This is a genomic window from Streptomyces sp. NPDC001502 (assembly GCF_042894785.1).
GTDB lineage: Bacteria > Actinomycetota > Actinomycetes > Streptomycetales > Streptomycetaceae > Streptomyces > Streptomyces kutzneri.
Window position 1 is genome coordinate 77,298 of sequence record NZ_JBIAVW010000018.1, and the last position, 26,069, is coordinate 103,366.

The window sequence follows — 26,069 nt, forward strand, 5'->3', positions numbered from 1 at the left end:
CCGGCGTTCACCCGCCGGGCACTCGCAGTACGGACGATGACGGCGGGGGAGCCGCGCCAAAAGCGCGGCGCCTCCGCCGTTCACCCGTAGATCTACGACTTCGAGAGAGAATCACAGACTCATGGCGAACTACACCGCCGCTGACGTCAAGAAGCTCCGCGAGCTCACCGGCGCCGGCATGCTGGACTGCAAGAACGCGCTCGTGGACGCCGACGGTGACGTCGACAAGGCCCAGGAAGCGCTCCGCATCAAGGGTCAGAAGGGCGTCGCCAAGCGCGAGGGCCGTTCTGCCGAGAACGGTGCGGTCGTCTCCCTCATCGCCGACGACAACACCTCCGGTGTCATCGTCGAGCTGAAGTGCGAGACCGACTTCGTCGCCAAGGGCGAGAAGTTCCTGGCCGTCGCCAACCAGCTGGCCGCCCACGTGGCCGCCACCTCCCCGGCCGACGTCGAGGCGCTGCTCGCGTCCGAGATCGAGCCCGGCAAGACCGTCACCGCTTTCGTCGACGAGGCCAACGCCAACCTCGGCGAGAAGATCGTCCTGGACCGCTTCGCGCAGTTCAGCGGCGGCTACGTGACGGCGTACATGCACCGCACGATGCCCGACCTGCCGTTCCAGATCGGCGTCCTGGTCGAGCTCGACAAGGCGAACGCCGAGGTCGCCCGCGGCGTCGCGCAGCACATCGCCGCGTTCGCCCCGCAGTGGCTGTCCGCCGAGGACGTCCCGGCCGAGAAGGTCGAGTCCGAGCGTCGCATCGCCGAAGAGGTCACCCGCGCGGAGGGCAAGCCCGAGGCTGCCATCGCGAAGATCGTCGAGGGTCGCGTCAACGGCTTCTTCAAGGACGCCACGCTGCTCGGCCAGGCCTACGCGCTGGACAACAAGAAGTCCGTCCAGAAGGTTCTGGACGAGGCCGGTGTCACCCTGGTGCGCTTCTCGCGCATCAAGGTCGGCATCTGAGTCCGTCCGTACGCGACGGACACCGGACCCCGGTAGGGTCTGAGGCAGTCGTCCGCGCTCGCGCGAGACGACCGCAGATCTGACGAGGAGGCCATTGCCGTAGAGGGAACCGCAAGGACCCACCGGCAATGGCCTTCTTCGTATGTGCACGAGGAGATCTCCATGAATCAGGGCGTGGACCCCCACACCGCATCCGACGACAAGAGCGACCAGGACAAGAAGGGCCGCCGCTTCATGCTGAAGCTGTCGGGCGAGGCCTTCTCCGGTGGCGGAGGACTGGGCGTCGACCCCGACGTCGTCCACGCCATCGCGCGTGAGATCGCCGCGGTGGTCCGCGACGGCGCGGAGATCGCCGTCGTGATCGGCGGCGGCAACTTCTTCCGCGGCGCCGAACTCCAGCAGCGCGGCATGGACCGGGCCCGGTCCGACTACATGGGCATGCTCGGTACCGTCATGAACTGCCTCGCGCTCCAGGACTTCCTGGAGAAGGAGGGCATCGACTCCCGCGTGCAGACCGCCATCACCATGGGCCAGGTGGCGGAGCCGTACATCCCGCTGCGTGCCGTGCGGCACCTGGAGAAGGGCCGCGTCGTCATCTTCGGCGCCGGCATGGGGATGCCCTACTTCTCCACCGACACCACGGCCGCCCAGCGCGCCCTGGAGATCGACGCCGAGGCCCTGCTCATGGGCAAGAACGGTGTCGACGGGGTCTACGACTCCGACCCGAAGAAGAACCCGGACGCGGTGAAGTTCGACGCGCTGGAGTACAGCGAGGTCCTCTCCCGCGACCTCAAGGTCGCCGATGCCACCGCGATCACGCTCTGCCGCGACAACAAGCTGCCGATCCTTGTTTTCGAGCTCCTCGCCGAGGGCAATATCGCCCGCGCCGTCAAGGGTGAGAAGATCGGCACGCTCGTGAGCGACCAGGAAACCCGGGCCTGAGCAGTCCGCTGCCGGACCGAGCGAGCCGCAGGCCGGCTCGCCGGCCCCGCCCGTCCGCCCGCCTGAACCATCCATATCTGACATGCAGGAGCACGTGGTGACCGAAGAGATCCTCCTCGAGGCCGAGGAGAAGATGGAAAAGGCCGTCGTCGTCGCCAAGGAAGACTTCGCCGCGATTCGCACCGGCCGTGCGCACCCGGCGATGTTCAACAAGATCGTGGCGGAGTACTACGGCGCCATCACGCCCATCAACCAGCTCGCCTCCTTCTCGGTGCCCGAGCCGCGCATGGCGATCGTGACCCCGTTCGACAAGAGCGCCCTGCGCAACATCGAGCAGGCCATCCGCGACTCCGACCTCGGTGTCAACCCGAGCAACGACGGCAGCATCATCCGGGTGACCTTCCCCGAGCTGACGCAGGACCGCCGCAAGGAGTACATCAAGGTCGCGCGCACCAAGGCCGAGGACTCGAAGATCTCGCTCCGCGCCGTCCGCCGCAAGGCCAAGGACGCCCTTGACAAGCTGGTCAAGGACAAGGAGGCCGGCGAGGACGAGGTGCGCCGCGCGGAGAAGGAGCTCGACGACACCACCGCGAAGTACGTCGCGCAGGTGGACGAGCTCCTGAAGCACAAGGAAGCCGAGCTCCTCGAAGTCTGATGAACGACACTTCCTGGCAGCCGGAGCCGGTTCCGGCGGGTCCCGCATACGATGCGCAGGTGGGCCCGCACACTCGGCCCATGCCCATCGTGCCCGATGCCGCCGGCCGTGACTTCGACGACCGGGAAGCACGCGATCGGGGGGTCGCCGCCGACAGCGGCCCCCTCTTCCGCGCCGATACGCCGCCGCAGGAGCCCATGCCCAGCCCCCCGCCTCCGCATGCCCAGCAGCCGCAGGACGCCTCGCCCCCGCCGCCGAAGAAGCGCGCGGGCCGGGATCTGCGTGCCGCCATAGGGGTGGGCGTGGGTCTCGGCGCGGTGATCTTCGCCTCGCTGCTGATCGTCAAGGCCGTCTTCGTCGGCGTCATCGTCGTCGCGGTCGTCGTCGGCCTGTGGGAGCTCACCTCCCGGCTGCAGGAGCAGAAGGGCATCAAGGCCCCGCTGGTCCCGCTCGCGGTCGGCGGCGCCGCCATGGTCATCGCCGGATACGTCCGGGGGGCCGAGGGCGCCTGGGTCGCCATGGCCCTGACCGTGCTGGCGGTCCTGGTGTGGCGGATGACCGAACCACCCGAGGACTACCTCAAGGACGTCACGGCGGGCGCCTTCGCGGCGTTCTACGTGCCCTTCCTCGCCACCTTCGTCGCGATGCTCCTCACCGCCGACGACGGTGCCAAGCGCGTGATCACCTTCCTGCTCCTGACCGTGGTCAGCGACACCGGGGCCTACGCGGTCGGCTGGCGCTTCGGCAAGACCAAGCTCGCGCCGCGCATCAGCCCCGGCAAGACCCGCGAGGGACTGTTCGGCGCGGTGGCCTTCGCGATGGTGGCCGGCGCGCTGTGCATGGAGTTCCTGATCGACGGCGGTTCCTGGTGGCAGGGCCTGCTGCTGGGCCTCGCGGTCGCGGTCAGCGCCACGCTGGGCGACCTGGGCGAGTCGATGATCAAGCGGGACCTGGGCATCAAGGACATGGGCACCCTGCTGCCGGGACACGGCGGCATCATGGACCGGCTGGACTCCCTGCTTCCGACGGCCCCCGTGGTGTGGCTGCTGCTGGCGGCCTTCGTCGGCACCGGCTGACCTGCGAAAAGGCGTCGCAGGACGCCGGGCGGTTACTCTTGGAAGGCGCGCTGCTTCTGCGGCGCGCCTTTCGTCTTACAAGGAGTACCTGCCATGGCCCGCCCCGTTCCGGGAGAGCTCACCTTCGTCGCCCCTCGCGGGGCCAAGAAGCCGCCCCGGCACCTTGCCGACCTGACCCCGGCCGAGCGCCGCGAGGCGGTCGCCGCGATCGGCGAGAAGCCGTTCCGGGCCAAGCAGCTCTCCCAGCACTACTTCGCCCGGTACGCGCACGACCCGGCCGAGTGGACCGACATCCCGGCCGGCTCGCGGGAGAAGCTCCAGCAGGAGCTGCTGCCGGACCTGATGAGCGTCATCCGGCACATCTCGTGCGACGACGACACCACCCGCAAGACCCTGTGGAAGCTGCACGACGGCACGCTCGTCGAGTCCGTGCTGATGCGCTACCCCGACCGGGTCACCATGTGCATCTCCTCGCAGGCCGGCTGCGGCATGAACTGTCCGTTCTGCGCCACCGGCCAGGCGGGCCTGGACCGCAACCTGTCCACCGCCGAGATCGTGCACCAGATCGTCGACGGCATGCGCGCGCTGCGCGACGGCGAGGTCCCCGGCGGCCCGGCGCGACTGTCGAACATCGTCTTCATGGGCATGGGCGAGCCGCTCGCCAACTACAACCGCGTGGTCGGCGCCATCCGCCGGCTCACCGACCCGGAGCCCGACGGCCTGGGTCTGTCGCAGCGCGGTATCACCGTCTCCACCGTCGGCCTGGTCCCGGCCATGCTGCGCTTCGCCGACGAGGGCTTCAAGTGCCGTCTGGCCGTCTCGCTGCACGCGCCGGACGACGAGCTGCGCGACACCCTCGTCCCCGTGAACACCCGCTGGAACGTCCGCGAGGTGCTCGGCGCGGCCTGGGAGTACGCCGAGAAGTCAGGCCGCCGGATCTCGATCGAGTACGCCCTGATCCGCGACATCAACGACCAGGCCTGGCGCGGTGACCTCCTGGGCAAGCTGCTCAAGGGCAAGCGTGTGCACGTCAACCTGATCCCGCTCAACCCGACGCCGGGCTCCAAGTGGACCGCCTCGCGGCCCGAGGACGAGAAGGCCTTCGTGGAGGCCATCGCCCGCCACGGCGTGCCGGTGACCGTACGGGACACCCGGGGCCAGGAGATCGACGGCGCGTGCGGCCAGCTGGCCGCCTCGGAGCGCTAGATTCCGCTTCTGTTCGACGCGATTCGGCCACGGGGTACCCTGTGGCCGAACCAATTTCATATTCCGACAGGGGAGCGCCACAGCGCTGAGAGTGCGGTATCCGTCATCCGCAGACCCTCTGAACCTCGCCCCGGTCATTCGGGGTAGGAAGTTCGGTCACCACTCTTGCTGTTGCGCCCTGCCCGGCGTCCGCTCTCGCAGCGCCGGGCAGGGCCGCGTCTTCTCCTGGACATCCCAGGAGGAATTCACCGATGAGCACCACCAAGAAGCTGGCGGGCATCGCGCTCGCGGCTGCGCTGGGCGTCACCACGCTCAGCGCCTGCGGCGGCGGCGACGCCGAGGACAAGACCGCAGGCGCGAGCGACGCCCCGAAGTCCAAGACCGTCACGCTCGTCTCCCACGACTCCTTCAACGTGACCGACACGGTCCTCAAGGAGTTCGAGCAGCAGAGCGGCTACACGGTCAAGGTCCTGAAGTCCGGAGACGCGGGCGCGGCGCTGAACCAGGAGATCCTCACCAAGGGCTCCCCGCGCGGCGACGTCTTCTTCGGCGTGGACAACACCCTCCTCTCGCGCGCCCTCGACAACGGCATCTTCACCCCCTACGAGGCCAAGGGCCTGGCCGAGGTGAAGCCCGAGTACGTGCTCGACAAGGAACACCGGGTCACCCCGATCGACTCCGGTGACATCTGCGTCAACTACGACAAGGCGTACTTCGCCGAGAAGAAGATCGCCCCGCCGCAGACGCTGGACGACCTGACCAAGCCGGAGTACAAGAACCTCCTGGTCACCGAGAACGCCGCGACCTCCTCGCCCGGTCTCGGCTTCCTGCTCGCCTCCGTCGGCAAGTACGGCGAGGACGGCTGGAAGGACTACTGGAGCAAGCTGAAGGCCAACGGCGTCGAGGTCGTCGACGGCTGGGAGCAGGCCTACAACGAGCGCTTCTCCGGCTCCGCGGGCGGCAAGAAGGCCAAGGGCGACCGCCCGCTGGTCGTCTCCTACGCCTCCAGCCCGCCGGTCGAGGTCCTGTACGGCGAGCCGCAGCCGGCCGAGGCCCCCACGGGAGTCTCCACCGGCACCTGCTTCCGCCAGATCGAGTTCGCGGGTCTGCTCAAGGGCGCCAAGAACGAGGAGGGCGGCAAGGCCCTCGTGGACTTCCTGGTCAGCAAGAAGTTCCAGGAGGACATGCCGCTCCAGATGTTCGTGAACCCCGTGACGAAGGACGCCGCCCTGCCGGAGCTGTTCACCAAGCACGGTGTGGTGGTCGAGAAGCCTACGAGCGTGGCTCCCGAGACCATCGCCAAGAACCGTGAGCAGTGGGTCAAGGCATGGACCGCGCTCGTCGTGAAGTAAGCGGTACCAAGGAGCCGGGCGTGGCGTCGGGGGACGCCGCGCCGGGCTCCGGCCCCCGCGAGGGGGCGCGGGCGACCGCCGTGCGGCTCGCCCTGATGGCCGTCCCCCTCGCCTTCTTCGGGCTGTTCTTCGCCTATCCCGTCGCCGCGATCGTCGGGCGCGGCCTGAAGACCGGCGAAGGGTGGCAGTTCGGCCGGTTCGCGGAGGTGCTGGCCCGGCCCGACATCGCCGACGTGCTGTGGTTCACGACCTGGCAGGCGTTCGCCTCCACCCTTCTCACCCTGCTGATCGCGCTCCCCGCCGCGTACGTCTTCGCGCGCTTCGAGTTCCCGGGCAAGCAGCTGCTGCGCGCCGTGGTGACCGTTCCCTTCGTGCTGCCGACCGTGGTGGTCGGCACCGCCTTCCTCGCGCTGCTGGGACGGGGCGGCCTGCTGGACGAACTGGCGGGCGTCCGGCTCGACACCACCGTCTGGGCGATCCTGCTCGCGCACGTCTTCTTCAACTACGCCGTCGTCGTCCGCACGGTCGGCGGGCTGTGGGCTCAGCTGGACCCGCGCCAGGAAGAGGCCGCCCGGGTGCTGGGCGCCGGGCGGTTCACCGCCTGGCGGCGGGTGACGCTGCCCGCACTCGCCCCGTCGGTGGCCGCCGCCTCGCTGATGGTGTTCCTGTTCACCTTCAGCTCCTTCGGCGTCGTACTGATCCTCGGCGGACCCTCGTACTCCACCCTGGAGGTGGAGGTCTACCGGCAGACCGCGCAGCTCCTGGACCTGCCGACGGCGGCCGTGCTGACGATGGTGCAGTTCGCCGCGATCGGCGCGATCCTCGCCGTGCACGCCCGGACCGTCCGCAAGCGCGAGACCGCGCTGCGGCTGGTCGATCCGGGCCGCACCACGCACCGGCCCCGCGGCTGGGCGCAGCGCACCCTGCTGGGCGGGGTGCTGCTGACCGTCGCGCTGCTGATCGTGCTGCCACTGGGCGTGCTGGTCGAGCGGTCCTTCGACACCCCCGGCGGCTACGGCCTCGGCTATTACCGGGCCCTGCAGGACGCGGGCGCCGGTGGCGGGACCTTCCTGGTGGCGCCGCTGGAGGCGATCTGGAACTCCCTGCAGTACGCGCTCGCCGCCACCGCGATCGCTCTGGTCATCGGGGGACTCGCGGCCGCGGCCCTGACCCGGCGCGGGGGCCGCTTCGTACGCGGCTTCGACGCGCTGCTGATGCTCCCGCTCGGGGTGTCCGCGGTGACCGTGGGCTTCGGCTTCCTGATCACCCTGGACGAGCCGCCGCTGGACCTGCGGACCTCGTGGATCCTGGTGCCGCTGGCGCAGGCCCTGGTGGGTGTGCCCTTCGTCGTACGGACCATGCTGCCGGTGCTGCGCGCGGTGGACGGGCGGCTGCGGGAGGCCGCCGCGGTGCTCGGCGCGTCGCCGCTGCGGGCCTGGCGGGAGGTGGACCTTCCACTGGTGCGACGGGCGCTGCTGATCGCGGCCGGGTTCGCCTTCGCGGTGTCGCTGGGGGAGTTCGGCGCGACCGTGTTCATCGCGAGGGCGGACCGGCCGACGCTGCCGGTGGCCGTGGCGCGGCTGCTGGGGCGGGCCGGAGAGCTGAACTACGGGCAGGCGATGGCCCTGAGCACGATTCTGATGCTGGTGTGCGCGGTGTCCCTGCTGCTGCTGGAGCGACTGCGGCCCGACAAGACCTCCGGAGAGTTCTGATGACACTGCTTCAGCTGGAGGGGGTTTCGGTCCGCTTCGGTGAGCGCGCGGCCCAGTACGCCCTGGACGGCGTGGACCTCGCGGTCGCCGAGCATGAGGTGGTGTGCGTGCTGGGGCCGAGCGGAAGCGGTAAGTCCACGCTGCTGCGGGTCGTCGCCGGACTGCAGCAGGTGTCCGCCGGCCGGGTGTTGCTGGGCGGGGCCGACCAGGCCGGCGTACCGGTGCACCGGCGGGGCGTGGGCCTGATGTTCCAGGACCACCAGCTCTTCCCGCACCGCGACGTCGGCGCGAACGTCTCCTTCGGACTGCGGGTGCGGGGAGCCGGACGGGCCTCGTCCGCGGACCGGGTCGCGGAACTGCTGGAACTGGTCGGGCTCCCCGGGGCCCAGGGCCGGGCGGTGGCCTCCCTGTCGGGCGGCGAGCAACAGCGGGTGGCGCTGGCCCGGGCGCTGGCGCCGTCGCCGCGGCTGCTGATGCTCGACGAACCGCTGGGGCAGCTGGACCGGGGGCTGCGGGAGCGGCTCGTGGTGGAGCTGCGGGGGCTGTTCTCCCGGCTGGGCACGACCGTGCTGGCCGTCACGCACGACCAGGGCGAGGCGTTCGCCCTGGCCGACCGGGTGGTGGTGATGCGGGACGGCCGGATCGCGCAGGCCGGGACCCCGCTGGAGGTGTGGCAGCGGCCCGCATCGGAGTTCGTGGCGCGGTTCCTCGGCTTCGAGAACGTGGTCCCGGCGGTGGTCTCGGGCACGCGGGCCGCCACCGCGTGGGGCAAGGTCCCGGTGCCGGCCGGATCCCCCGAAGGGGAGCAGCGGCTGCTGATCCGCCCGGCCGGCGTCGTGCTCTGCGCGGCGGGCCTGCGCTGCGAGGTGGTCTCCCGCACCTTCCGCGGCACGCACGTCGCGCTGCTGCTGCGGCCGGAGGCGGGACCGGTGCTGGAGGCCGAGTGCGGGCTGGCGGGGGCGCCGGCCGTGGGGGACCGGGTCGAGGTGACCTTCACCCCCGCCGAGGTGGTCGTACTGCCCGAAGAGGACACCCCCTAGGGACGGATGCCGTCGCAGGCGATCGGCAGGTGGCGCGGGCCGCGCAGGACCGCGTTCTGCCGGTACTGGGGCGGGTCCTCCAGCAGTCGGGGATTCTCCAGCCGGCGGGCCAGCTCGCTCAGCGCCAGCTGGGCCTCCTGCCGGGCCAGCGGCGCCCCGAAGCAGCTGTGGATCCCGCTGCCGAGGCCGAGGTGCTGGATGTCCTTGCGGTCGGGGTCGAAGCGGTCGGGGTCCTCGAACCGCTTCGGGTCGCGGTTCCCGGAGGCCAGCATCAGCCACAGGGACGCGCCCTTGGGGATGGTGACACCGGCGACCTCGACGTCGGAGAGGGTGGTGCGCTGGGGCAGCAGCTGCACGGGCGGCTCGTACCGCAGCAGCTCCTCGACGATCGGGACGGCCAGGTCAGGATCGTCGCGCAGCCGCTGGAGTACCTCCGGGTGGCGCAACAGCGTCAGCATCCCGTTGGTGATGAGGTTGACCGTGGTCTCGTGGCCCGCGATCAGCAGCAGCGCGGAGGTGCTGAGCGCCTCCATGGTGGTCATCGCACCGTCCGGGCCGTCCGCCGTCGCCAGCTGGGACAGCATGTCGTCGCCCGGCTTCTTGCGGCGCTCCTCGATCAGCCCGGCCAGGTACATGCCCAGCTCCATGCGGGCGTCCATCGAGCCCTTGCCGTGCTGCGTGGGGTCCGCGTCCGGGTCGGGGTCCAGGCTGGCGGCCAGGGTCTCCGCCCACACGTGGAAGCGGGGCTCGTCCTCGCGGGGGATGCCGAGCAGCCGGCAGATGACCGAGACCGGGAAGGGGTACGCGAACTGGTCGACCAGGTCGATCCGGTCCATCTGTCCGGTCTCCACGATGCCGTCGATGAGGCCGGAGACGAGACCGCCGAGTTCGTCGCGCATGTCGTGCACCCGGTGGGGGGCGTGCGGCGGCCCGAACGGGCGGTTCGTCATCCGCCGCAGGCGGTCGTGGTCGGGCGGGTCGAGCTTGAGGAAGGACGGGGGCAGCGTCGTCCCCTCCTCGTCGGACTGGCCCCCCAGCGGATCGTCCCCGGTCGCCTTCAGGTTCTTGGCGTCGGAGCTGATCCGCGGGTCGTGCAGGAGGCTGTGGATCTCGTGGTACGTGCTGATGACGTACGGGCCGTCCCCGTCGTGGGACACCGGCGTCTTGCGGAGTTCCTCGTACAGCGGGTACGGATTCGCGCGGTTCGCGTAGTCGATGATCTCCCGCAGCAGGGCTTGTGTCATGACAGGTCCTCGTGATCCTCGGGGGAGGGCGCGGTGCGGCGCGGCCGGTGGTGCGCGGGGGCGAAGGTCATCTTCCGGGAGTGAAGGTCATCTTCCGGTCCGCCGGCGAGTAGCCGCTCAGCGTGATGGTCGGCCCGTGGGTCGGGACGGAGGGGTCGGGGAAGTCGGCCGGCAGCGGCTTGGACCCCTCGGGCCTGCGGTCCACCGTGGAGAACGGCGGCGGGAACGGCGCCGTGGTCTCGATCTGCTGCTCGTAGAACGGCAGCCACCGGCAGTTGTCGAAGGTGACGGCGGCGATCATCCGCCCCTGGTACCCGTACACGGCCGCGAACCGGCGCTCGGCGAGCGAGCCCTGGGTGATGAGGATCTCGGTCCCCATCGGCGGTACCCCGACCGACTTGATGTTCACGCCGAACTGGGAGGACCAGAACGCCGGAACCCACAGGTGGGGGCGGCGGTCGGCGCTCTCGCTGAGCATGTTGTGCGCGGCGGTGTCGGCCTGGGCGACGGCGTTGCCCCAGTGCTCCAGCGACAGGAACTGGTAGCCGAACAGGGCGTGCGGGGAACGTGCCACGTCACCCGCCACGTAGATGTCATCGGTGACGATGCCCCGGACGTCGAAGGCCCGGCAGCCCGCATCGCAGGCGATGCCCCGCGGACCCGCGCCCAGCCCGGAGCCGGAGAGCCACTCGGTGTTGCGCTGCGCGCCCAGCGAGACGACCACCACGTCCGCCTCGACGGTGGACCCGTCGGAGAAGTGCGCGGCGCGGACCCGCCCGGAGGGGTCACCCTCCAGCGAGGTCACCATGATTCCGGTGCGCAGGTCGACGCCGTTCTCGCGGTGCATCTCGGCCGCCACCGCGCCGATCACCCCGCCCAGCGCTCCGACCAGCGGCGCCTCGCCCCGCTCGGCGACGGTGACGTCCAGGCCGCGCTCCCGGCACGCGGAGGCGATCTCGGACCCGGTGAACCCGGCTCCGATGACCAGGACCCGGCGGGGACCGGCGGCCAGGGCCCGTTGCAGCCCTTCGCCGTCGTCGCGGGTGCGCAGCACGAAGACACCCTTGAGGGCGCCTTCCTCCGCGTTGGGCCAGGGCCGGGCGCGTACGCCGGTGGCGATCAGCAGCCGGTCGTACTCGACCTCGTCGCCGTTGCCGAGCTTGACCCGGCGCCCGCCCATGTCCAGGCCCGTGGCCGGGACCCCGAGGCGCCAGTCGGCGTCGATGGCCCGGCGGCGGGGGAGCGCGGTGTGATCTGCGACCGCCTTGCCCAGCAGGACCTGCTTGGACAGCGGGGGCCGGTCGTACGGCTCGTACGGTTCGTCGCCGATCATCGTGAGCGAACCGGCGAAACCCTTCTCGCGCATGGTCTCGGCGGCCCGCAGACCGGCCAGGGACGCGCCGACGACGACGATGCGGCCCTCGCGCTTGAGGTGCTCCAGGGATCCGTCGTGTGTTCCTGCACCGGTCACCGCGCGCCTCCGGAAGGAGATCCGGCGCCGGCCACGGCGTCCGGGGCCACCATGTTCGCCATGTCCTCGTCCGTGATCTCCAGAAGGATGGCCTGTACCGGACAGGCGGCCACGGCACGCATGACGTCCTCGCGCTGCTCCGGATCCGCCTGCGGGTTGTAGAGCAGCGACTCGTCGCCGTGCATGGCGAAGACATCGGGAGCGAGGAAAGCGCACTGGGCGTATCCCTGGCAGCGGTTGAGGTCGACGACAAGCCTCATGACGGTTCTGCCTTTCCCTCGGCCGTTCCTCCCCGTCACCCCCCGAATCCCCCGGGTCCTCCCCTTCCCACCAGCATGCACGCGGCACCCACGGGCCGCCTGCCGGAGTAAGGATCCCCAGGTCATGGCGGGTCTGCGGAGGTCGGAGGCCGGCGGGCGGTGCCGCGCCGGACGCGCAGGACGTACAGGCTGAGGATCAGCGCCCAGGCCGGGAACACCAGCTCGGACCAGGGCACTCCGGAGCCGACCACGAGCAGGACCAGGCCGACGACGGTGCCCAGCAGGGCCAGTGGCCGCGGGAAGACGCCGAGCATCCGCCCGATGGTCGAGGTCGCGAGGACGAAGACGGCCGCCATCCGCATGGCGTACGTCGAGAGGAGGGTGTAGGCGAAGTGGCGGCCGAAATCGGAGGGCGTGCCCTCGGCCAGCACCGTGCCCGCCGCCGCGGCGGAGGCGAACAGGGTGGCCACGAAGACGAATCCGCTGCCGAGGAACACGGTGGCGACGAACCGGTCCTCGGCCGCACCCGTGTGCGCGCGCAGGGCGCCCATGAACCAGAGGAAGAAGATGCCCGCGAAGGGCACGATCTCCAGTGCGACTTGGACCGCCCAGCGCTTGTCCGGGGCGACGGGCAGGTCGGCGGCGTTGCCCGACGGGACGGCGATCCGCATCAGGACGATCGCCGCCCCGAGCAGCAGGGCGAAGGCGATTCCGGCCATCCCGGCCGCGCGTGGCGTATAGAGCCGATCGGTCGTGGGACTCACGAACCCCTCACTCTCTCCCCCCTGGTCCAGCAAGCGGCAGTCACTGCCGCGCCACCACCGGGGGGCGGCCGACCGGGTGAGGGAGCCCGGCCGGCCGGCGGGTCAGCCGACCGGCTCCGGCACCGGGGCCGCGGCCCCCTCGTCGGCCCCCTCGTGCTTGCCGTACCAGGCGACCGCCACCGCTCCGGCGACGGCCATGACGAAGCCGAGGACCGCGAGCCAGGCCAGGCCGGGGCGTGAGGCGTCGCCGAGCCACAGGACGCCGATCGCACCGGGGAGGACCGTCTCGCCGACGACCAGGGCCGCCGTGGCGCCGTTCACCGAGCCGATCTGGAGGGCGACCGTGTGCAGGTACATGCCGCCGATGCCCGCCACCAGGATGGCGTAGAGGGCCGGGTCGGTGAGGAGGGTGCCGAGGTCGAACGGGTCCACGCCGTTCAGGATCCGGACGCCGACGCCGAGCGCGCCGAAGCCCAGGCCCGACAGCAGGCCCGCCAGGATCGCGGCGCCGCCGCCCAGGAGGCGTACGGCCACCGTGCCGCCCACCATCAGCAGCAGGGTGATCCCCAGCAGCCACCAGTGCGTGGACATCGGCGCGTGGTGGCCGCCCTCGTGCCCCGCGGCCGTTGCCAGCAGCACGAGCGCGGTGCAGACGACACCGATCGAGGTCCATTCCTTCCGGCTCAGCCGGATGCCGAGCATCTTCACGCTCAGCACGGCCGTGATCACCAGGTTGGCGCTGATCACCGTCTGCGAGAGGAAGAGGGGAAGCAGCCGGGCGGCCAGGGCCCCGAGTCCGAAGCCCACGAAGTCCAGGATGGTGCCGACGATGAATTCCCAGGTCATCGCCGCTTTCGCGGTCGACGACAGGTTGGGGCCGCCATGGGCGGTCACCCCGGCGGCGGTCGGGGACATGCGTGCGGCGCGGCGCGAGCCGACGGCTTGCAGCACGGATCCCGTGCCGTAGCAGATGGACGCCGCGACAGCGGTCAGCAGGCCTATGAGCACCAAGGGCTCCGTTCACGTCTGGCAGGTTTTGCGGTACCTCTGCCAGACGTCAGAACGGGCCGGGAAGTTGCTTCCGGAAGTCAGCTCATCGAAGCGAGGACGTCCGGGACCTCGTCCACCGCATCGACGAGCGCGATCCGGGACTCCATCGCACGGCCGCGCGCCAGTGCCTGGAGCAGGGGCCAGGCCGGCAGGTGCTCGGTCCAGTGGGTACGGCCGACCAGGATCATCGGGACCGGCTCGCCCCGGGACTCGTAGTAGTTGGGCGTCCCGTTGTCGAAGATCTCCTGGACGGTGCCCGCCGCGCCGGGCAGGAAGACCACACCCGCGTTGGAGCGGGCCAGCAGCCCGTCCTCGCGGGTGGCGTTCGCGAAGTACTTCGCGATGTGGCCCGCGAAGGCGTTCGGCGGTTCGTGACCGTAGAACCAGGTCGGGATGCCCACCGAGTCCCCGCCGGCGGGGAAGCGCTCGCGCACGGCGAAGGCCGCGCGCGCCCAGTCGGACACCGACGGCGCGAAGGAGGGGGCCTTGGCCAGCAGCTCCAGGGCCTCCGCGAGGGCCTCGTCCGGGGCCGGGGCCAGATAGGCGCCGAGGTTGGCGGCCTCCATCGCGCCGGGGCCACCGCCGGTGGCCACCGTCAGCCCGGACCGGGTCAGCGCCCGGCCCAGCTCCGCCGCGCCGCGGTAGTCCCTGCCGCCGCGGGCCATCGCGTGGCCGCCCATGACACCGACGACCCGGACACCGGCGAGGTGCTCGTCGAGGGCGTCGGAGATGGCGTCGTCATGGATGGAACGGAGCATCGAGGAGAAGACGTCGCCGTCGGACTTCGTCTCCTGGAACCAGGCGTACGCCCCGGCGTCCGGGGTGATCTCGTACCCGCCGGGCAGCCCGGCGAAGAGCTCCTCGGGCGTGTAGAGCAGGCCCCGGTACGGGTTGAACGGCAGGTCCGGTACGGGCGGGAAGACCAGCGCGCCGTCGGCGCGGACCTTCACCGCCGCGTCGGGCTCCATCGCGCAGCCCAGGAACACGGCCGCCGAGGTGTCGGCGGCCAGCAGCGCGAAGGTCCGCTCCAACAGGTTGACCGACTGGATCCGGTAGCCGCTGAGCGAGCCGCGCGCCACGACCTGGTCGAATTCGGCGAGCGTCTCGATCTCGATGTCTGGGGTGACCATTCGGCCCACCCTAAGGGCTGCTCGTGTCAGCGGGTCAATGCCAGCGACGTCAGCTGCGCCACACCCCAGCTGAGCGGTACGCACACGGCCAGGAGCGCGGTGGCCCGCAGACTCGCGGCGGTGCGAAGGACGTTGGACGGGGCACCCAGGTCGAGCAGGGCCGTGCGTCCGGGCTGCCGGCTCCGGCGGGCCTCCACCACGGATGTGAGAAGGGTCGCGGCGGCGCACAGGGTCACCAGGGCGACGGCCGGCCAGGTCAGCGGGCCCAGCGGGACGGGCAGCCCGCCCCGGTCGCGCAGGGCGAACGCGGTCAGGGCGCCCGCGGCCACCGAGCAGAGCACTCCCAGTGGGGGGCCGATCCGGGGGGCCTCCTCCTGGAGGGTCCGCCCGGCCAGCAGCCGCAGCGCTCCCGGGCGCACGGCCTGGACCAGGCTTCCGCAGGCGTAGGCGAGCCCGGGTCCGGCGAGGGCGAGCCCGACCGCGGTCAGCGACCAGCCGATGAGCATCCCGGCGTCGCCCCGGCCCGCGTAGGCCGAGGCCGCGAGCCCGCAGGCGGTCAGCGCGATGCCCCAGGGCAGTCCGGTCTGGGGGGCCAGCGGAGGGTGCGGGCGCAGCGCGAGGGCGGTGGCGGCCGAGGCGGTCACCGGGATCAGGGCCAGCAGGGTGAGGGCGCCCGCCACCGGCAGCGGCTGGTCGGCGTGGAGCAGCTCGGCCCCGGTCCCGTCGAACGGCAGCCCCGCCAGTTCCCCGCGCAGGTGGAGGAAGACGGCCAGGGCCACGGCGCTGCCCAGGGCGCAGGCGACGGCGGTGGAGATCGCGGCGGCCAGCATGAGCCGAACGGGTCCCAGCCCGACGGCGTCCAGTCCCTCGCGGGGCTGGGTCGCGGGGTCGGCCCGGGCGACGACGACGGCGAAGTGGACGGTGACGGCCAGCGGGATCAGGGCCCACAGCAGGCGAGGGAACGATCCGGCGGGCTGGGCCAGGGCACCGGCGAGTACATAGAGGAGCAGGAATCCGGTTCCGGCCGAGGCCGCGGCGACGAGGAGCCGCCGCAGCTGGACGAGCGGCCGGGAACCGCGGGCTAGGCGGAGAGCGAGCACGCGGCCTGGTCCTCCGTGGTGTCGGCGACGGGGGAGGCGGCGGCCGCGGCCCCCGCGAGGCGGCCGTCGAGCAGGGCGATCCGGCGGTCCGCGGCGGCGGCGGTGGCCTCGTCGTGGGTGGCCAGCAGCACGGTGATGTCGTGGGAGCGGGCCGCGGTGGTCAGCGTACGGAGCAGCAGGGCCCGGTCGGTGCGGTGCAGTGGGGCCGTGGGCTCGTCGGCGAAGATCACCGCGGGCTCGTTGACCAGGGCCCGGGCGAGTGCGACCCGCTGGCATTCGGCGCGGGTCAGGGCGCCGGGGCGCTTGCGGGCGAAGCCGGCGATGTCGAGGCGGTCCAGCCATGCGCAGGCGGCCTTGCGTGCGGTGCGGTGGGAGGCCCCGGCGAGCAGCAGGGGCAGGGCCGCGTTCTCCCAGACCTTCAGCTCGGGCAGCAGCTGGGGCTCACGGCCGATCCAGCCGAACCGGTCGCGGCGCAGCCGTTCGCGGACGAGCGTGCCCATGGTGTGCACGGGGACGCTGTTGAACCAGACCTCGCCCTGCTGGGGCCGCAGCTGCCCGGACAGGCAGCGGAGCAGGGTGGTCTTGCCACTGCCGCGGGGGCCGGTCAGGGCGAGGATCTCGCCCTGGCGGACCGCGACGGAGATCTCGACGAGGGCGGGGGAGCCGTCGTGGGAGTAGTGAAGGGACCGAGCCCACAGGACGTCATTGTCAGGCGGGGCAGTGTCCGGTGGAGCCACCATGGCGTACACCTCCGTCCGAGGGAACGAAGCGGAACCGGTCGAAGTCACTGGCGCCGCACTGAGATGTAAAGAGATGAACGTCTTGGATGGTGACAGCACACGGCCCGGACCCCCGTGTTCTCACTCGAACGGAGGATCCGGGCCGTGTGGTTGGACTACAGCGGCTCGGGCGGGCTAAGCGCCGGTTACAGCTTGGTCCATGCCTCGGTGAGCACCGAGCGCAGGATTCCCTCGATCTCGTCGAAGGTGCCCTGGTCGGCGATCAGCGGCGGCGCGAGCTGGATGACCGGGTCACCGCGGTCGTCGGCCCGGCAGTACAGGCCGTTCTCGAAGAGCGCCTTGGAGAGGAAGCCGTAGAGCACGCGCTCCGTCTCCTCGTCCGTGAAGGACTCCTTCGTGACCTTGTCCTTGACGAGCTCGATGCCGTAGAAGTACCCGTTGCCGCGTACGTCGCCGACGATCGGCAGGTCGTGGAGCTTCTCCAGCGTCGAGCGGAAGGCGTCCTCGTTGTTCAGCACGTGCTGATTGAGGCCTTCCTTGTCGAAGATGTCGAGGTTGGCCAGCGCGACCGCCGAGGAGACCGGGTGGCCGCCGAAGGTGTAGCCGTGCAGGAAGGTGTTGTCGCCCTTGTAGAACGGCTCCGCGAGGCGGTCGGAGATGATGCAGGCGCCGATCGGGGAGTAGCCCGAGGTCATGCCCTTGGCGCAGGTGATCATGTCCGGCACGTAGTCGAACTTGTCGCAGGCGAACATCGTGCCGAGGCGGCCGAACGCACAGATCGTCTCGTCGGAGACGAGGAGCACGTCGTACTCGTCGCAGATCTCGCGGACCCGCTGGAAGTACCCGGGCGGCGGCGGGAAGCAGCCACCGGCGTTCTGCACCGGCTCCAGGAAGACGGCGGCGACGGTGTCGGCACCCTCGAAGAGGATCTCCTGCTCGATCTGGTCGGCACACCAGCGGCCGTAGGCCTCCGGGTCGTCGCCGAAGATCGGGGCGCGGTAGATGTTGGTGTTCGGCACCTTGTGCGCGCCGGGGACCAGCGGCTCGAAGGGGGCCTTCAGGGCCGGCAGGCCCGTGATGGACAGGGCGCCCTGCGGGGTGCCGTGGTAGGCGACCGCACGCGAGATGACCTTGTACTTGGTGTGCTTGCCCTGCAGCTTGAAGTACTGCTTGGCGAGCTTCCAGGCGGTCTCGACGGCCTCGCCGCCACCGGTGGTGAAGAAGACCTTGTTCAGGTCGCCCGGGGCGTAGTGGGCGAGGCGCTCGGCGAGCTCGACGGCCTTGGGGTGGGCGTACGACCAGATGGGGAAGAACGCGAGTTCCTGGGCCTGCTTGTAGGCGACCTCGGCCAGTTCCTTGCGCCCGTGACCCGCGTTGACCACGAACAGTCCGGCGAGACCGTCGAGGTAGCGCTTGCCCTTGTCGTCCCAGATGTAGGTGCCCTCGCCCCGGACGATGGTCGGGACGGGGGAGTTCTCGTAGGACGACATGCGGGTGAAGTGCATCCACAGGTGGTCGTACGCGGTTTTGGAGAGGTCCTGGCTCACGGTTATCGGGTTCCCCACATGTAGGTCTGCTTCTTCAGCTTCAGGTAAACGAAGCTTTCGGTTGATCGCACGCCGGGGAGCGTGCGGATCTTCTTGTTGATCGTTTCGAGCAGGTGGTCGTCGTCCTCGCAGACGATCTCCACCATCAGGTCGAAGGACCCGGCGGTCATCACCACGTACTCGCACTCGGCCATGGCGGTCAGTGCGTCGGCCACCGGATCGAGGTCGCCCTCGACGTTGATGCCGACCATGGCCTGGCGCCGCAGGCCCACGGTGAGCGGGTCGGTGACGGCGACGATCTGCATGACGCCCTGGTCGAGCAGCTTCTGCACCCGCTGGCGCACGGCTGCTTCGGAGAGGCCTACGGCCTTGCCGATCGATGCATAGGGACGGCGACCGTCCTCCTGCAGTTGCTCGATGATCGCCAGGGACACAGCATCGACCGAAGGGGACGGTTGTCTGTTCCTGGAATCTGCGCTTCGACTGACCACGACCTCACTGTGCACGAGGGTCGTCTGTTCCGCAAGACGGAATCGATGAAATCCGTTGTTTGAAGACTCAGATCTCACTGATTTCGTAGTTGGTGGCGTCTGGGTCTGTCGAAAGCCTCCGCCGAGAGGCTAGGCTTGGTAATCGTCTCAATCGTTGGACATGTGATCAGGAGTGTGGCTGTAGTGACCACCGAACTGCGTCGTCTGCGCAACTACATCGGCGGGGAGTTCAAGGACGCCGTCGACGGGCGGACCACCGAGGTGGTCAACCCGGCCACCGGCGAGGTGTACGCCACCGCCCCGCTCTCGGGCCAGGCCGATGTGGACGCCGCCATGGCCGCTGCCGCGGCCGCCTTCCCGGGCTGGCGCGACACCACCCCCGCGGAGCGCCAGAAGGCCCTGCTGAAGATCGCGGACGCCTTCGAGGCGCGCGCGGACGAGCTCGTCGCCGCCGAGTCGCAGAACACCGGCAAGCCGCTGGCCCTCACGGCCAGCGAGGAGCTGCCCCCGATGGTGGACCAGATCCGCTTCTTCGCGGGTGCCGCACGGCTCCTGGAGGGCCGCTCGGCCGGCGAGTACATGGAGGGGATGACCTCGATCATCCGCCGTGAGCCGGTCGGCGTCTGCGCCCAGGTCGCGCCGTGGAACTACCCGATGATGATGGCCGTGTGGAAGTTCGCCCCGGCGATCGCGGCGGGCAACACCGTCGTGCTCAAGCCCTCGGACACCACCCCGGCCTCCACCGTCCTGATGGCGGAGATCATCGACTCGGTGCTGCCCAAGGGCGTCTTCAACGTCATCTGCGGTGACCGCGAGACCGGCAAGGCCATGGTCGAGCACTCCACCCCGGCGATGGCCTCCATCACCGGCTCGGTGCGCGCGGGCATGCAGGTCGCCGAGAGCGCCTCCAAGGACGTCAAGCGCGTCCACCTGGAGCTCGGCGGCAAGGCCCCGGTCGTGGTCTTCGAGGACGCCGACATCGCCAAGGCCGTCGAGGACATCGCGGTCGCCGGCTACTTCAACGCCGGCCAGGACTGTACGGCCGCCACCCGCGTGCTCGTGCACGAGTCGATCCACGACGAGTTCGTGGCCGCGCTCGCCAAGGCCGCCGCCGACACCAAGACCGGCCAGCCGGACGACGAGGACGTGCTGTACGGCCCGCTGAACAACCCGAACCAGCTCAAGCAGGTCGCGGGCTTCATCGAGCGCCTCCCCGCCCACGCCAAGGTCGAGGCGGGCGGTCACCAGGTCGGCGACAAGGGCTACTTCTACGCCCCGACCGTGGTCTCCGGCCTCAAGCAGGACGACGAGATCATCCAGAACGAGGTCTTCGGCCCCGTCATCACCGTCCAGTCCTTCACGAACGAGGGCCAGGCCCTGGAGTACGCGAACGGCGTCGAGTTCGCCCTCGCCTCCTCCGTGTGGACCAAGGACCACGGCCGCGCGATGCGGATGTCCAAGAACCTCGACTTCGGCTGCGTGTGGATCAACACCCACATCCCGCTCGTCGCCGAGATGCCGCACGGCGGCTTCAAGAAGTCCGGCTACGGCAAGGACCTCTCCGCCTACGGCTTCGAGGACTACACGCGCATCAAGCACGTGATGACCTCGCTCGACGGCTGATCGGCCGCATCGATCACAGCACAGCGTTGACGGGGCGGGCAGTAGACAACATGTCTATTGCCCGCCCCCTCGCGTTCACCGAGGCTGTGCCCATGCCTGAACTCGCCTTCTCCCGCCGTTCTGCGCTGTACGGCCTCGGTGCCGCGGGCCTCGCGGCCGCCCTCGCCGGCTGCGGCGTGCCCGCCGCCTACGTTCCCGAGGAAGGGCGCGAGGGCCCCGACCGTTCCGAGCGGGACCGCAGTGTCGCGTTCTCCAACTGGCCGCTCTACATCGACACCGATGAGGAGGACGAGGAGCGCCGCCCGACTCTGGAGGCCTTCTCGGAGCGGACCGGCATCGAGGTCCGGTACACCGAGGAGATCAACGACAACGACGAGTTCTTCGGCAAGGTCAGCCCGGCTCTGATGAACCGCCAGGAGACCGGCCACGACCTGATCGTGGTCAGCGACTGGATGGCCGCCCGCTTCGTCCACCTGGGCTGGGCCCAGAAGCTGGACCGGTCGGCCCAGCCCAACGTGGCCCGGCACCTCGACCCGCAACTGCGCTCCCCCGCCTTCGACGAGGGCCGGCTGCACACCGTCCCCTGGCAGTCGGGGATCACCGGCATCGCCTACAACCGCAAGGCTCTGGGCCGGGAGATCAAGTCGGTCAAGGACCTGTGGCAGCCGGACCTGGCGGGCAAGGTCACCCTCTTCTCCGGCCTCGATGAGTCCTTCGCCCTGCTCATGCAGGGCAACGGCGTGGACGTCACCCGCTGGACCGAGTCCGACTTCCACCGGATGTGCGACCAGGTCGAGAACATGGTGAAGAAGAAGCACATCCGCCGCTTCACCGGCAACGACTACACCTCCGATCTGAGCAAGGGCGATGTGCTCGCCTGCCAGGCCTACTCCGGTGACGCCATCCAGCTCCAGGCCGACAACCCGGACATCGAGTTCGTCGTCCCGGAGGAAGGGGCCGAACTCTGGGCCGAGAGCCTGCTCGTCCCCAACCTGGCCCGGCACAAGGCCAATGCCGAGGCCCTCATCGACTACTACTACGCGCCCGAGGTGGCCGCCTCGCTCGCCGCCTCGGTCAACTACGTCTGCCCCGTCCCGGCCGCCCGGGAGGTCCTGGCCGCCTCCGACGACCAGGAGTCCGCCGAACTGGCCGAGAACCCGCTGATCTTCCCGGACGACGAGATGCGCAAGCGACTGGTCGTGGCCCGGGACATCTCCTCGGCCGAGCGCCGGTCCCTCGCCAGGCGCTGGAACGCGATCGTCGGCCTCTGACAGAGCACCGGGCGGCGGATATTGAACACGTTCAGCAATTTGACTGAACGCGTTCAGAAACAGGCGTAGGCTTCCTTCCATGAGCGAGAGAAGCGCCCTTCAGCGGCGGATCCGTGCCTGGTTGACCCTGTTCCTGATCTGCCTGGTGCTCAGCGGCCTCACGGCCTTCCCCCTGGTCAGTGAGCTCCGCTGGGCCAACGCCCTGATCGAGAACGAGTGGCTGCGACGGGTGGGCGACGGGCTGGAGCGAGCCGACGCCGACTACCCCTTCCTCCTCTACGGAACCGACTGGCTCGCCTTCGCCCACCTCGTCATCGCCGTCTTCTTCTACGGGGTCCACCGCGACCCGGTCCGCAACATCTGGATCGTCGAAGCCGGCATGATCGCCTGCGCCGGAGTGATCCCGCTGGCCCTGATATGCGGCCCGATCCGGGGCATCCCCGTCTGGTGGAGCGTCATCGACATGTCGTTCGGCGTCTTCGGGGTGATCCCCCTGCTGATCCTCCGCCGCATGATCAAGCGCCTCGAAGCGATGCCCGCTTGACGCCTACTTGGCGAAGGCCGCCATCACGATGCCCAAGACCACCGGGTTCGTGTCCTCGCCCTTGGCGTTCGTGGAGTTGACCGAGTAGACCAAGGTGCGGGACAGGTCCCGCGTCGCGCCTATGCCGGTGTTGTACCCGTGCCGGCCGCCGGACTTGCCCCACGCCACCGTGCCGTCCGGCAGGACGATCCTGGACAGTCCCGCGGTCAGCGCGGCGTCCTTCCCGTCGGCGAAGTTCTTCACCGCGGGCACGGTGAACATCTCTTCCAGCTGGGCCGCCGGCACGATCCGCTCGCTGAACAGGGCCTTGGTGAACCGTTCCAGATCGGCCGTGGTCGAGATGACGTCCCCTGCCGCCCAGCGGTCCGAGGAGTTCCATTCGGTCACGTCCCGCAGCTCCCGGGAGCCGTCCGTCTCGGGGAGCGCCTGGTACCCACGGTTGTGCGGACCGTGGATCCTCGTCTGCGTCCGGGACGGGAAGGAGGTCTGACGCAGACCGAGCGGCCTCAGGATCCGCCGGCCGACCGCCTCCTCGTACGAGGTGCCCGTCACCTTCTCGACGAGCACGCCCAGCAAGGTGTAGTTGATGTTCAGGTAGTGCTGGGCCGAGCCCGGGGTGAACTCCCGCTTCTTCGCCAGGGCATTGACCAGCTGGTCGTGCGGGTCGGTCACATCGAAGCGGTGCTCCCACTGCGCCTCGAACGAGTCGCCCGGGCCGTCCGCCGCCGGTATGCCGCTGGTGTGGTTGAGCAACTGCCGGACAGTGACCGCGCCGTAGGCATCGGGAACGGTCCCGGGCAGGTACCGCCGGACCGGCCCGTCCAGATCCACCCGGCCCTCGGCCGCCAGCTGGAGCACCACCGCCGCGGTGAAGGTCTTGGTCACCGACCCCGCCCGGAACCTCCCCTGCTCCACGGCCGCCCGCCCGGTGACGACGTCCGCGACACCGGAACTGCCCCGCCAGCTACCGCTCGTACCCCCGACGCGGACCAGCGCGGCAGTCGCATCCTTGTGCTCCGCTCCGAGACCGGCGATCGCCCGCTCCAGTACCGCGGCATTCGGCGGGGCCGGTACCAGGGGCGCCGAGACGCCCGCCGTGCCCCCCGCCCGTGCGGGAACCGAAGCGGCGTGTGCGCCGACGGGTCCGGACGCGATGCCCAGGACCAGAGCGGCTGCGATCAGCGTGCGCGTACGTGCGTTCATGGTGGTGTGCTCCCCCTGTGAGGTCATCGGCGCAATCTGCCCCGATGACCTCAATGCTCCAGGTCAGAGGGGTAGTTGCGGATCACCATCCAGAGGGGTCTTCACCGGTACGACAACTACCCGGTGCGGGGGAGGCGACACGCCGTCCCCTCACTCCCCGGAGGGAGTACCCGCCGCGATCAGGCCCGTCTCATACGCACAGATCACCGCCTGGATCCGGTCCCGCAGCCCCAGTTTCGCCAGCACGTTCCCCACGTGCGACTTCACCGTGTGCTCGCTCACCACCAGCGACGCCGCGATCTCCGCGTTGGACAGGCCCCGCCCCAGGTGCAGCAGCGTCTCCCGCTCCCGCGCCGTCAGCACCTCCAGCCGGTCCGCCGGAAGGCAAGGCCGCGCCGTCGCCGTCGTGTACTCCTCGATCAGCCGCCGCGCCACCGACGGCGACAGCAGCGACTCGCCCGCCGCCACCACCCGTACGGCGTGCACCAGGTCGTCCCGCCGCACGTCCTTCAGCAGGAAGCCGCTCGCTCCCGCATGCAGCGCCTCGTACACGTACTCGTCCGAGTCGAAGGTCGTGAGCATCACCGTGCGGCACGCGCTCCCGGCCGAAATGGCCCGGCACGCCTCGATCCCGTCCAGCACCGGCATCCGGATGTCCAGCAGCGCCACGTCCGGCGCGAGCCGGGCCACCGCCTCCACCGCGGCCGCGCCGTCCCCCACCTCCGCCACGACCTCGATGTCCTCCTGGACGCCCAGGATCATCGCGAAGCCGCTGCGCACCAGCTCCTGGTCATCGGCCACCACCACACGGATCGTCAATTCCCCACCTCCAGCGGCGAGGTTACAAGGGACACCCGCACCGAGTACCCGACCCCGTCCGGGCCCGGGCCGGACTGTGCCGTTCCGCCGTGGGCCGCCGCTCGCTCGCGGATGCCGATCAGCCCGTGCCCGCCCGAGGCGCCACCGGGTCCCCGGCCGTCGTCCGTGACCGTCACCGTGAGCGTCCCCGGTCCGTACCCGAGCGTGACGTCCGCCGCCGAAGCCCCGGCGTGCCTGACCACGTTGGTCAGGGCTTCCTGCACCACCCGGTGCACGGTCGCCTCCAATGCGGCCGGCAGCTCGCGCACCGCGCCGGTCCGTTCGTACGTCACCCGCAGCCCGCTGGCCCGTACCCGGTCCACCAGCTCCGTCAGCCCGGCGATCCCCGGCTGCGGGCTCCGGGGCGCGGCTTCGTCGGTGCGCAGCACCCCCAGCATCGCGCGCAGCTGCGCCATCGCGTCGCGCCCCGTCTCCGCGATCGCCTCGAAGGCCGCCTCGGCCCGCTCCGGGGCCCGGCGCACGGCCACCGGTCCGGCCTCCGCCTGCACGATCATGATGCTGACCGCGTGCGAGAGGATGTCGTGCATCTCCCGCGCGATCCTGGCCCGTTCGCGTGCGGCAGCCTGCTCCGCCTCGATCCGGCCCGCCCGCTCCAGCTCGGCGGCGCGGGCGAGGGCGGCCTCGGTGTAGGCCTGCCGCGCGTGCTGGAGCCGTCCCAGGGCGTAGGCCGCCGCCGAGACGAAGAGCGTGAACAGCAGTTCCCGCGCCGTCCCCGTCTCCCAGCCCACCGACACGGCAACCACCACCACGGTGGCCAGCCCCACGGCCGCACGGACCCGCAGGGCGCACTGCAGGGCGACCGTGTAGAAGGCGATGAGGCCCGCGTACGGCAGTGGCTGGCCCGGCCCGTCGACCGCGACCTGGTAGATCCCGCCGAGGACCACAATCGCCGCCAGTACACCCACCGGTGCCCGCCGCCGCCAGATCAGGGGCAGCACGGCGGCCGTGGTCATCGCGTACGAGGTCCAGGTCGTGGGCGGGAGCTCGGGCGATCGGGGCACGACGAACGGCATCGTGACGGCCAGCTGCACCAGCAGGGTCAGGCCCAGGTCCTGCCACCGCGGATGCGCGCTCCGGATACGTTCCCCCAGGGCCCGTATCACCGCCCGAGCCCGCTCCGTACGGCCGTCAGCGCGTCCAGCCGGTTCGTGGTGATCGAGTCGACCCCCGCCGCGACGAGGCCCTTCATCGTCCGCTTGGTGTCCGCGGTCCAGGCCGACACGAGGAGGCCGTCCCGGTGGAGCGCGTCCACCAGCTCCCGGCTCACCAGTCCGAAGCGGTAGTTGAGCCAGCGCGGCGCCACGGCGTCGATCAGCGCCCGCCGCGGCGGCGACAGCGAGGTCCAGGTCAGCGCGATCTCCGCGCCAGGATCGGCGGCGCGGACCGCCAGCATCGTGTTCGGGCCCGCGCAGTAGTACGTCCGCTCACGCGCCCCGCACTCGCGGACCTCGCCCACGACGATGCGCACCGCCTCGGGCGTGGCGCCGGGGAGGTCGAGCATCAGCCGGCCCGGCCCGGCGGCCGTCAGGGCGTCGCGCAGCGTGGGAACTCCGCCCAGCGTCAGCCCCTTCAGCTGCGGGGCCGTGACGTCGTCGAGGCGTACGTCGTGGCCCCACAGCCGCAGGAGCGTGTCGTCGTGGAGGAGCACCGGCACCCCGTCCCTGGTCAGCCGTACGTCGATCTCGACGGCGTCCGCCCCGCGCGCGAAGGCGGAGCGGATCGAGGCCAGGGTGTTCTCACGGACACGGTAGGGATCGCCGCGGTGGCCGACGGCAGTCAGAGTGCTCATGTCCCCATTCTCAGGGGCGCAG

25 protein-coding genes and 1 riboswitch are annotated in these 26,069 nt (G+C 70.6%); of the genes, 11 read left to right on the plus strand and 14 right to left on the minus strand.

Annotated elements, in window-relative coordinates; translation table 11 throughout:
- Nucleotides 1-121 precede the first annotated feature (121 nt).
- The 8 genes from tsf (at nt 122) to ACFY0D_RS28070 (ending at nt 8,941) form a co-directional block, all read left to right on the plus strand.
- On the plus strand, nt 122-958 hold the full coding sequence (gene tsf / locus ACFY0D_RS28035) for a translation elongation factor Ts (protein ID WP_390800812.1): 837 nt from the start codon (nt 122-124) through the stop codon (nt 956-958).
- A 162-nt stretch (nt 959-1,120) separates the two neighbouring features.
- Nucleotides 1,121-1,900 (plus strand): UMP kinase, encoded by a 780-nt coding sequence (gene pyrH / locus ACFY0D_RS28040; RefSeq protein ID WP_030016384.1) that lies wholly within the window; start codon nt 1,121-1,123, stop codon nt 1,898-1,900.
- A gap of 97 nt (nt 1,901-1,997) precedes the next feature.
- Complete coding sequence (gene frr, locus ACFY0D_RS28045; protein WP_030016386.1) at nt 1,998-2,555, plus strand: ribosome recycling factor; 558 nt, start codon at nt 1,998-2,000, stop codon at nt 2,553-2,555.
- Nucleotides 2,555-3,631 carry a phosphatidate cytidylyltransferase gene (locus ACFY0D_RS28050; RefSeq protein ID WP_390800813.1) on the plus strand — a complete coding sequence of 359 codons (1,077 nt, stop codon included), beginning with the start codon at nt 2,555-2,557 and terminating at the stop codon, nt 3,629-3,631. Before frr ends, ACFY0D_RS28050 begins: the two co-directional genes overlap by 1 nt.
- A gap of 93 nt (nt 3,632-3,724) precedes the next feature.
- Nucleotides 3,725-4,837, plus strand: coding sequence for a 23S rRNA (adenine(2503)-C(2))-methyltransferase RlmN (gene rlmN / locus ACFY0D_RS28055; RefSeq protein ID WP_030718543.1), 1,113 nt, complete (start codon nt 3,725-3,727; stop codon nt 4,835-4,837).
- A gap of 58 nt (nt 4,838-4,895) precedes the next feature.
- Nucleotides 4,896-5,005, plus strand: a riboswitch (TPP riboswitch).
- A gap of 83 nt (nt 5,006-5,088) precedes the next feature.
- Nucleotides 5,089-6,189 carry a thiamine ABC transporter substrate binding subunit gene (locus tag ACFY0D_RS28060; protein WP_390800814.1) on the plus strand — a complete coding sequence of 367 codons (1,101 nt, stop codon included), beginning with the start codon at nt 5,089-5,091 and terminating at the stop codon, nt 6,187-6,189.
- Nucleotides 6,190-6,284: 95 nt separating this feature from the next.
- Nucleotides 6,285-7,901, plus strand: a complete 1,617-nt coding sequence (locus tag ACFY0D_RS28065; RefSeq protein WP_390800876.1) for an ABC transporter permease — start codon at nt 6,285-6,287, stop codon at nt 7,899-7,901.
- A complete protein-coding gene (locus tag ACFY0D_RS28070; protein WP_390800815.1) occupies nt 7,901-8,941 on the plus strand; it encodes an ABC transporter ATP-binding protein in 1,041 nt (346 codons plus the stop codon). Before ACFY0D_RS28065 ends, ACFY0D_RS28070 begins: the two co-directional genes overlap by 1 nt.
- On the opposite strand, the gene ACFY0D_RS28075 is transcribed toward ACFY0D_RS28070, so the two are convergent.
- The 10 genes from ACFY0D_RS28075 to ACFY0D_RS28120 all read right to left on the minus strand — a co-directional run bounded on the left by ACFY0D_RS28075 (nt 8,938) and on the right by ACFY0D_RS28120 (nt 18,753).
- Nucleotides 8,938-10,185, minus strand: coding sequence for a cytochrome P450 (locus ACFY0D_RS28075; RefSeq protein ID WP_390800816.1), 1,248 nt, complete (start codon nt 10,183-10,185; stop codon nt 8,938-8,940). The two genes, ACFY0D_RS28070 and ACFY0D_RS28075, sit on opposite strands and share 4 nt — an antisense overlap.
- Nucleotides 10,186-10,252: 67 nt before the next feature.
- Complete coding sequence (locus ACFY0D_RS28080; protein ID WP_390800817.1) at nt 10,253-11,656, minus strand: NAD(P)/FAD-dependent oxidoreductase; 1,404 nt, start codon at nt 11,654-11,656, stop codon at nt 10,253-10,255.
- On the minus strand, nt 11,653-11,916 hold the full coding sequence (locus ACFY0D_RS28085) for a ferredoxin (RefSeq protein ID WP_301366213.1): 264 nt from the start codon (nt 11,914-11,916) through the stop codon (nt 11,653-11,655). Before ACFY0D_RS28085 ends, ACFY0D_RS28080 begins: the two co-directional genes overlap by 4 nt.
- Before the next feature lie 122 nt (nt 11,917-12,038).
- Entirely contained in the window at nt 12,039-12,680 is a 642-nt protein-coding gene (locus ACFY0D_RS28090; protein WP_390800818.1) for a hypothetical protein, read from the minus strand.
- A 102-nt stretch (nt 12,681-12,782) separates the two neighbouring features.
- Nucleotides 12,783-13,688 (minus strand): hypothetical protein, encoded by a 906-nt coding sequence (locus ACFY0D_RS28095; protein WP_351153571.1) that lies wholly within the window; start codon nt 13,686-13,688, stop codon nt 12,783-12,785.
- Between the two features lie 80 nt (nt 13,689-13,768).
- Nucleotides 13,769-14,860, minus strand: coding sequence for an LOG family protein (locus ACFY0D_RS28100; protein ID WP_390800819.1), 1,092 nt, complete (start codon nt 14,858-14,860; stop codon nt 13,769-13,771).
- A gap of 26 nt (nt 14,861-14,886) precedes the next feature.
- Nucleotides 14,887-15,960 carry a hypothetical protein gene (locus ACFY0D_RS28105; protein WP_390800820.1) on the minus strand — a complete coding sequence of 358 codons (1,074 nt, stop codon included), beginning with the start codon at nt 15,958-15,960 and terminating at the stop codon, nt 14,887-14,889.
- Nucleotides 15,942-16,700 (minus strand): ABC transporter ATP-binding protein, encoded by a 759-nt coding sequence (locus tag ACFY0D_RS28110; RefSeq protein ID WP_390800821.1) that lies wholly within the window; start codon nt 16,698-16,700, stop codon nt 15,942-15,944. Before ACFY0D_RS28110 ends, ACFY0D_RS28105 begins: the two co-directional genes overlap by 19 nt.
- Nucleotides 16,701-16,885: 185 nt before the next feature.
- Nucleotides 16,886-18,265, minus strand: coding sequence for an aspartate aminotransferase family protein (locus ACFY0D_RS28115; protein ID WP_314244423.1), 1,380 nt, complete (start codon nt 18,263-18,265; stop codon nt 16,886-16,888).
- Nucleotides 18,250-18,753 (minus strand): Lrp/AsnC family transcriptional regulator, encoded by a 504-nt coding sequence (locus tag ACFY0D_RS28120; protein ID WP_007266859.1) that lies wholly within the window; start codon nt 18,751-18,753, stop codon nt 18,250-18,252. Before ACFY0D_RS28120 ends, ACFY0D_RS28115 begins: the two co-directional genes overlap by 16 nt.
- 168 nt (nt 18,754-18,921) lie before the next feature.
- Between ACFY0D_RS28120 and ACFY0D_RS28125 the strand changes: the two genes are divergently transcribed.
- From ACFY0D_RS28125 to ACFY0D_RS28135, 3 genes are all read left to right on the plus strand, one after another.
- Nucleotides 18,922-20,361, plus strand: a complete 1,440-nt coding sequence (locus ACFY0D_RS28125; protein ID WP_390800822.1) for a gamma-aminobutyraldehyde dehydrogenase — start codon at nt 18,922-18,924, stop codon at nt 20,359-20,361.
- A gap of 92 nt (nt 20,362-20,453) precedes the next feature.
- Nucleotides 20,454-21,632 carry a spermidine/putrescine ABC transporter substrate-binding protein gene (locus tag ACFY0D_RS28130; RefSeq protein ID WP_390800823.1) on the plus strand — a complete coding sequence of 393 codons (1,179 nt, stop codon included), beginning with the start codon at nt 20,454-20,456 and terminating at the stop codon, nt 21,630-21,632.
- Between the two features lie 79 nt (nt 21,633-21,711).
- Complete coding sequence (locus tag ACFY0D_RS28135; RefSeq protein ID WP_390800824.1) at nt 21,712-22,176, plus strand: hypothetical protein; 465 nt, start codon at nt 21,712-21,714, stop codon at nt 22,174-22,176.
- 3 nt (nt 22,177-22,179) lie between these two features.
- On the opposite strand, the gene ACFY0D_RS28140 is transcribed toward ACFY0D_RS28135, so the two are convergent.
- From ACFY0D_RS28140 to ACFY0D_RS28155, 4 genes are all read right to left on the minus strand, one after another.
- Complete coding sequence (locus ACFY0D_RS28140; RefSeq protein ID WP_390800825.1) at nt 22,180-23,379, minus strand: serine hydrolase domain-containing protein; 1,200 nt, start codon at nt 23,377-23,379, stop codon at nt 22,180-22,182.
- Between the two features lie 150 nt (nt 23,380-23,529).
- The gene (locus ACFY0D_RS28145) at nt 23,530-24,198 is read right to left on the minus strand and encodes a response regulator (RefSeq protein ID WP_390800826.1); all 669 of its coding nucleotides are present in this window, start codon (nt 24,196-24,198) and stop codon (nt 23,530-23,532) included.
- Nucleotides 24,195-25,361, minus strand: a complete 1,167-nt coding sequence (locus ACFY0D_RS28150; RefSeq protein ID WP_390800827.1) for a sensor histidine kinase — start codon at nt 25,359-25,361, stop codon at nt 24,195-24,197. Before ACFY0D_RS28150 ends, ACFY0D_RS28145 begins: the two co-directional genes overlap by 4 nt.
- Nucleotides 25,358-26,047, minus strand: coding sequence for a glycerophosphodiester phosphodiesterase (locus tag ACFY0D_RS28155; protein WP_373044884.1), 690 nt, complete (start codon nt 26,045-26,047; stop codon nt 25,358-25,360). Before ACFY0D_RS28155 ends, ACFY0D_RS28150 begins: the two co-directional genes overlap by 4 nt.
- Nucleotides 26,048-26,069: the final 22 nt, after the last annotated feature.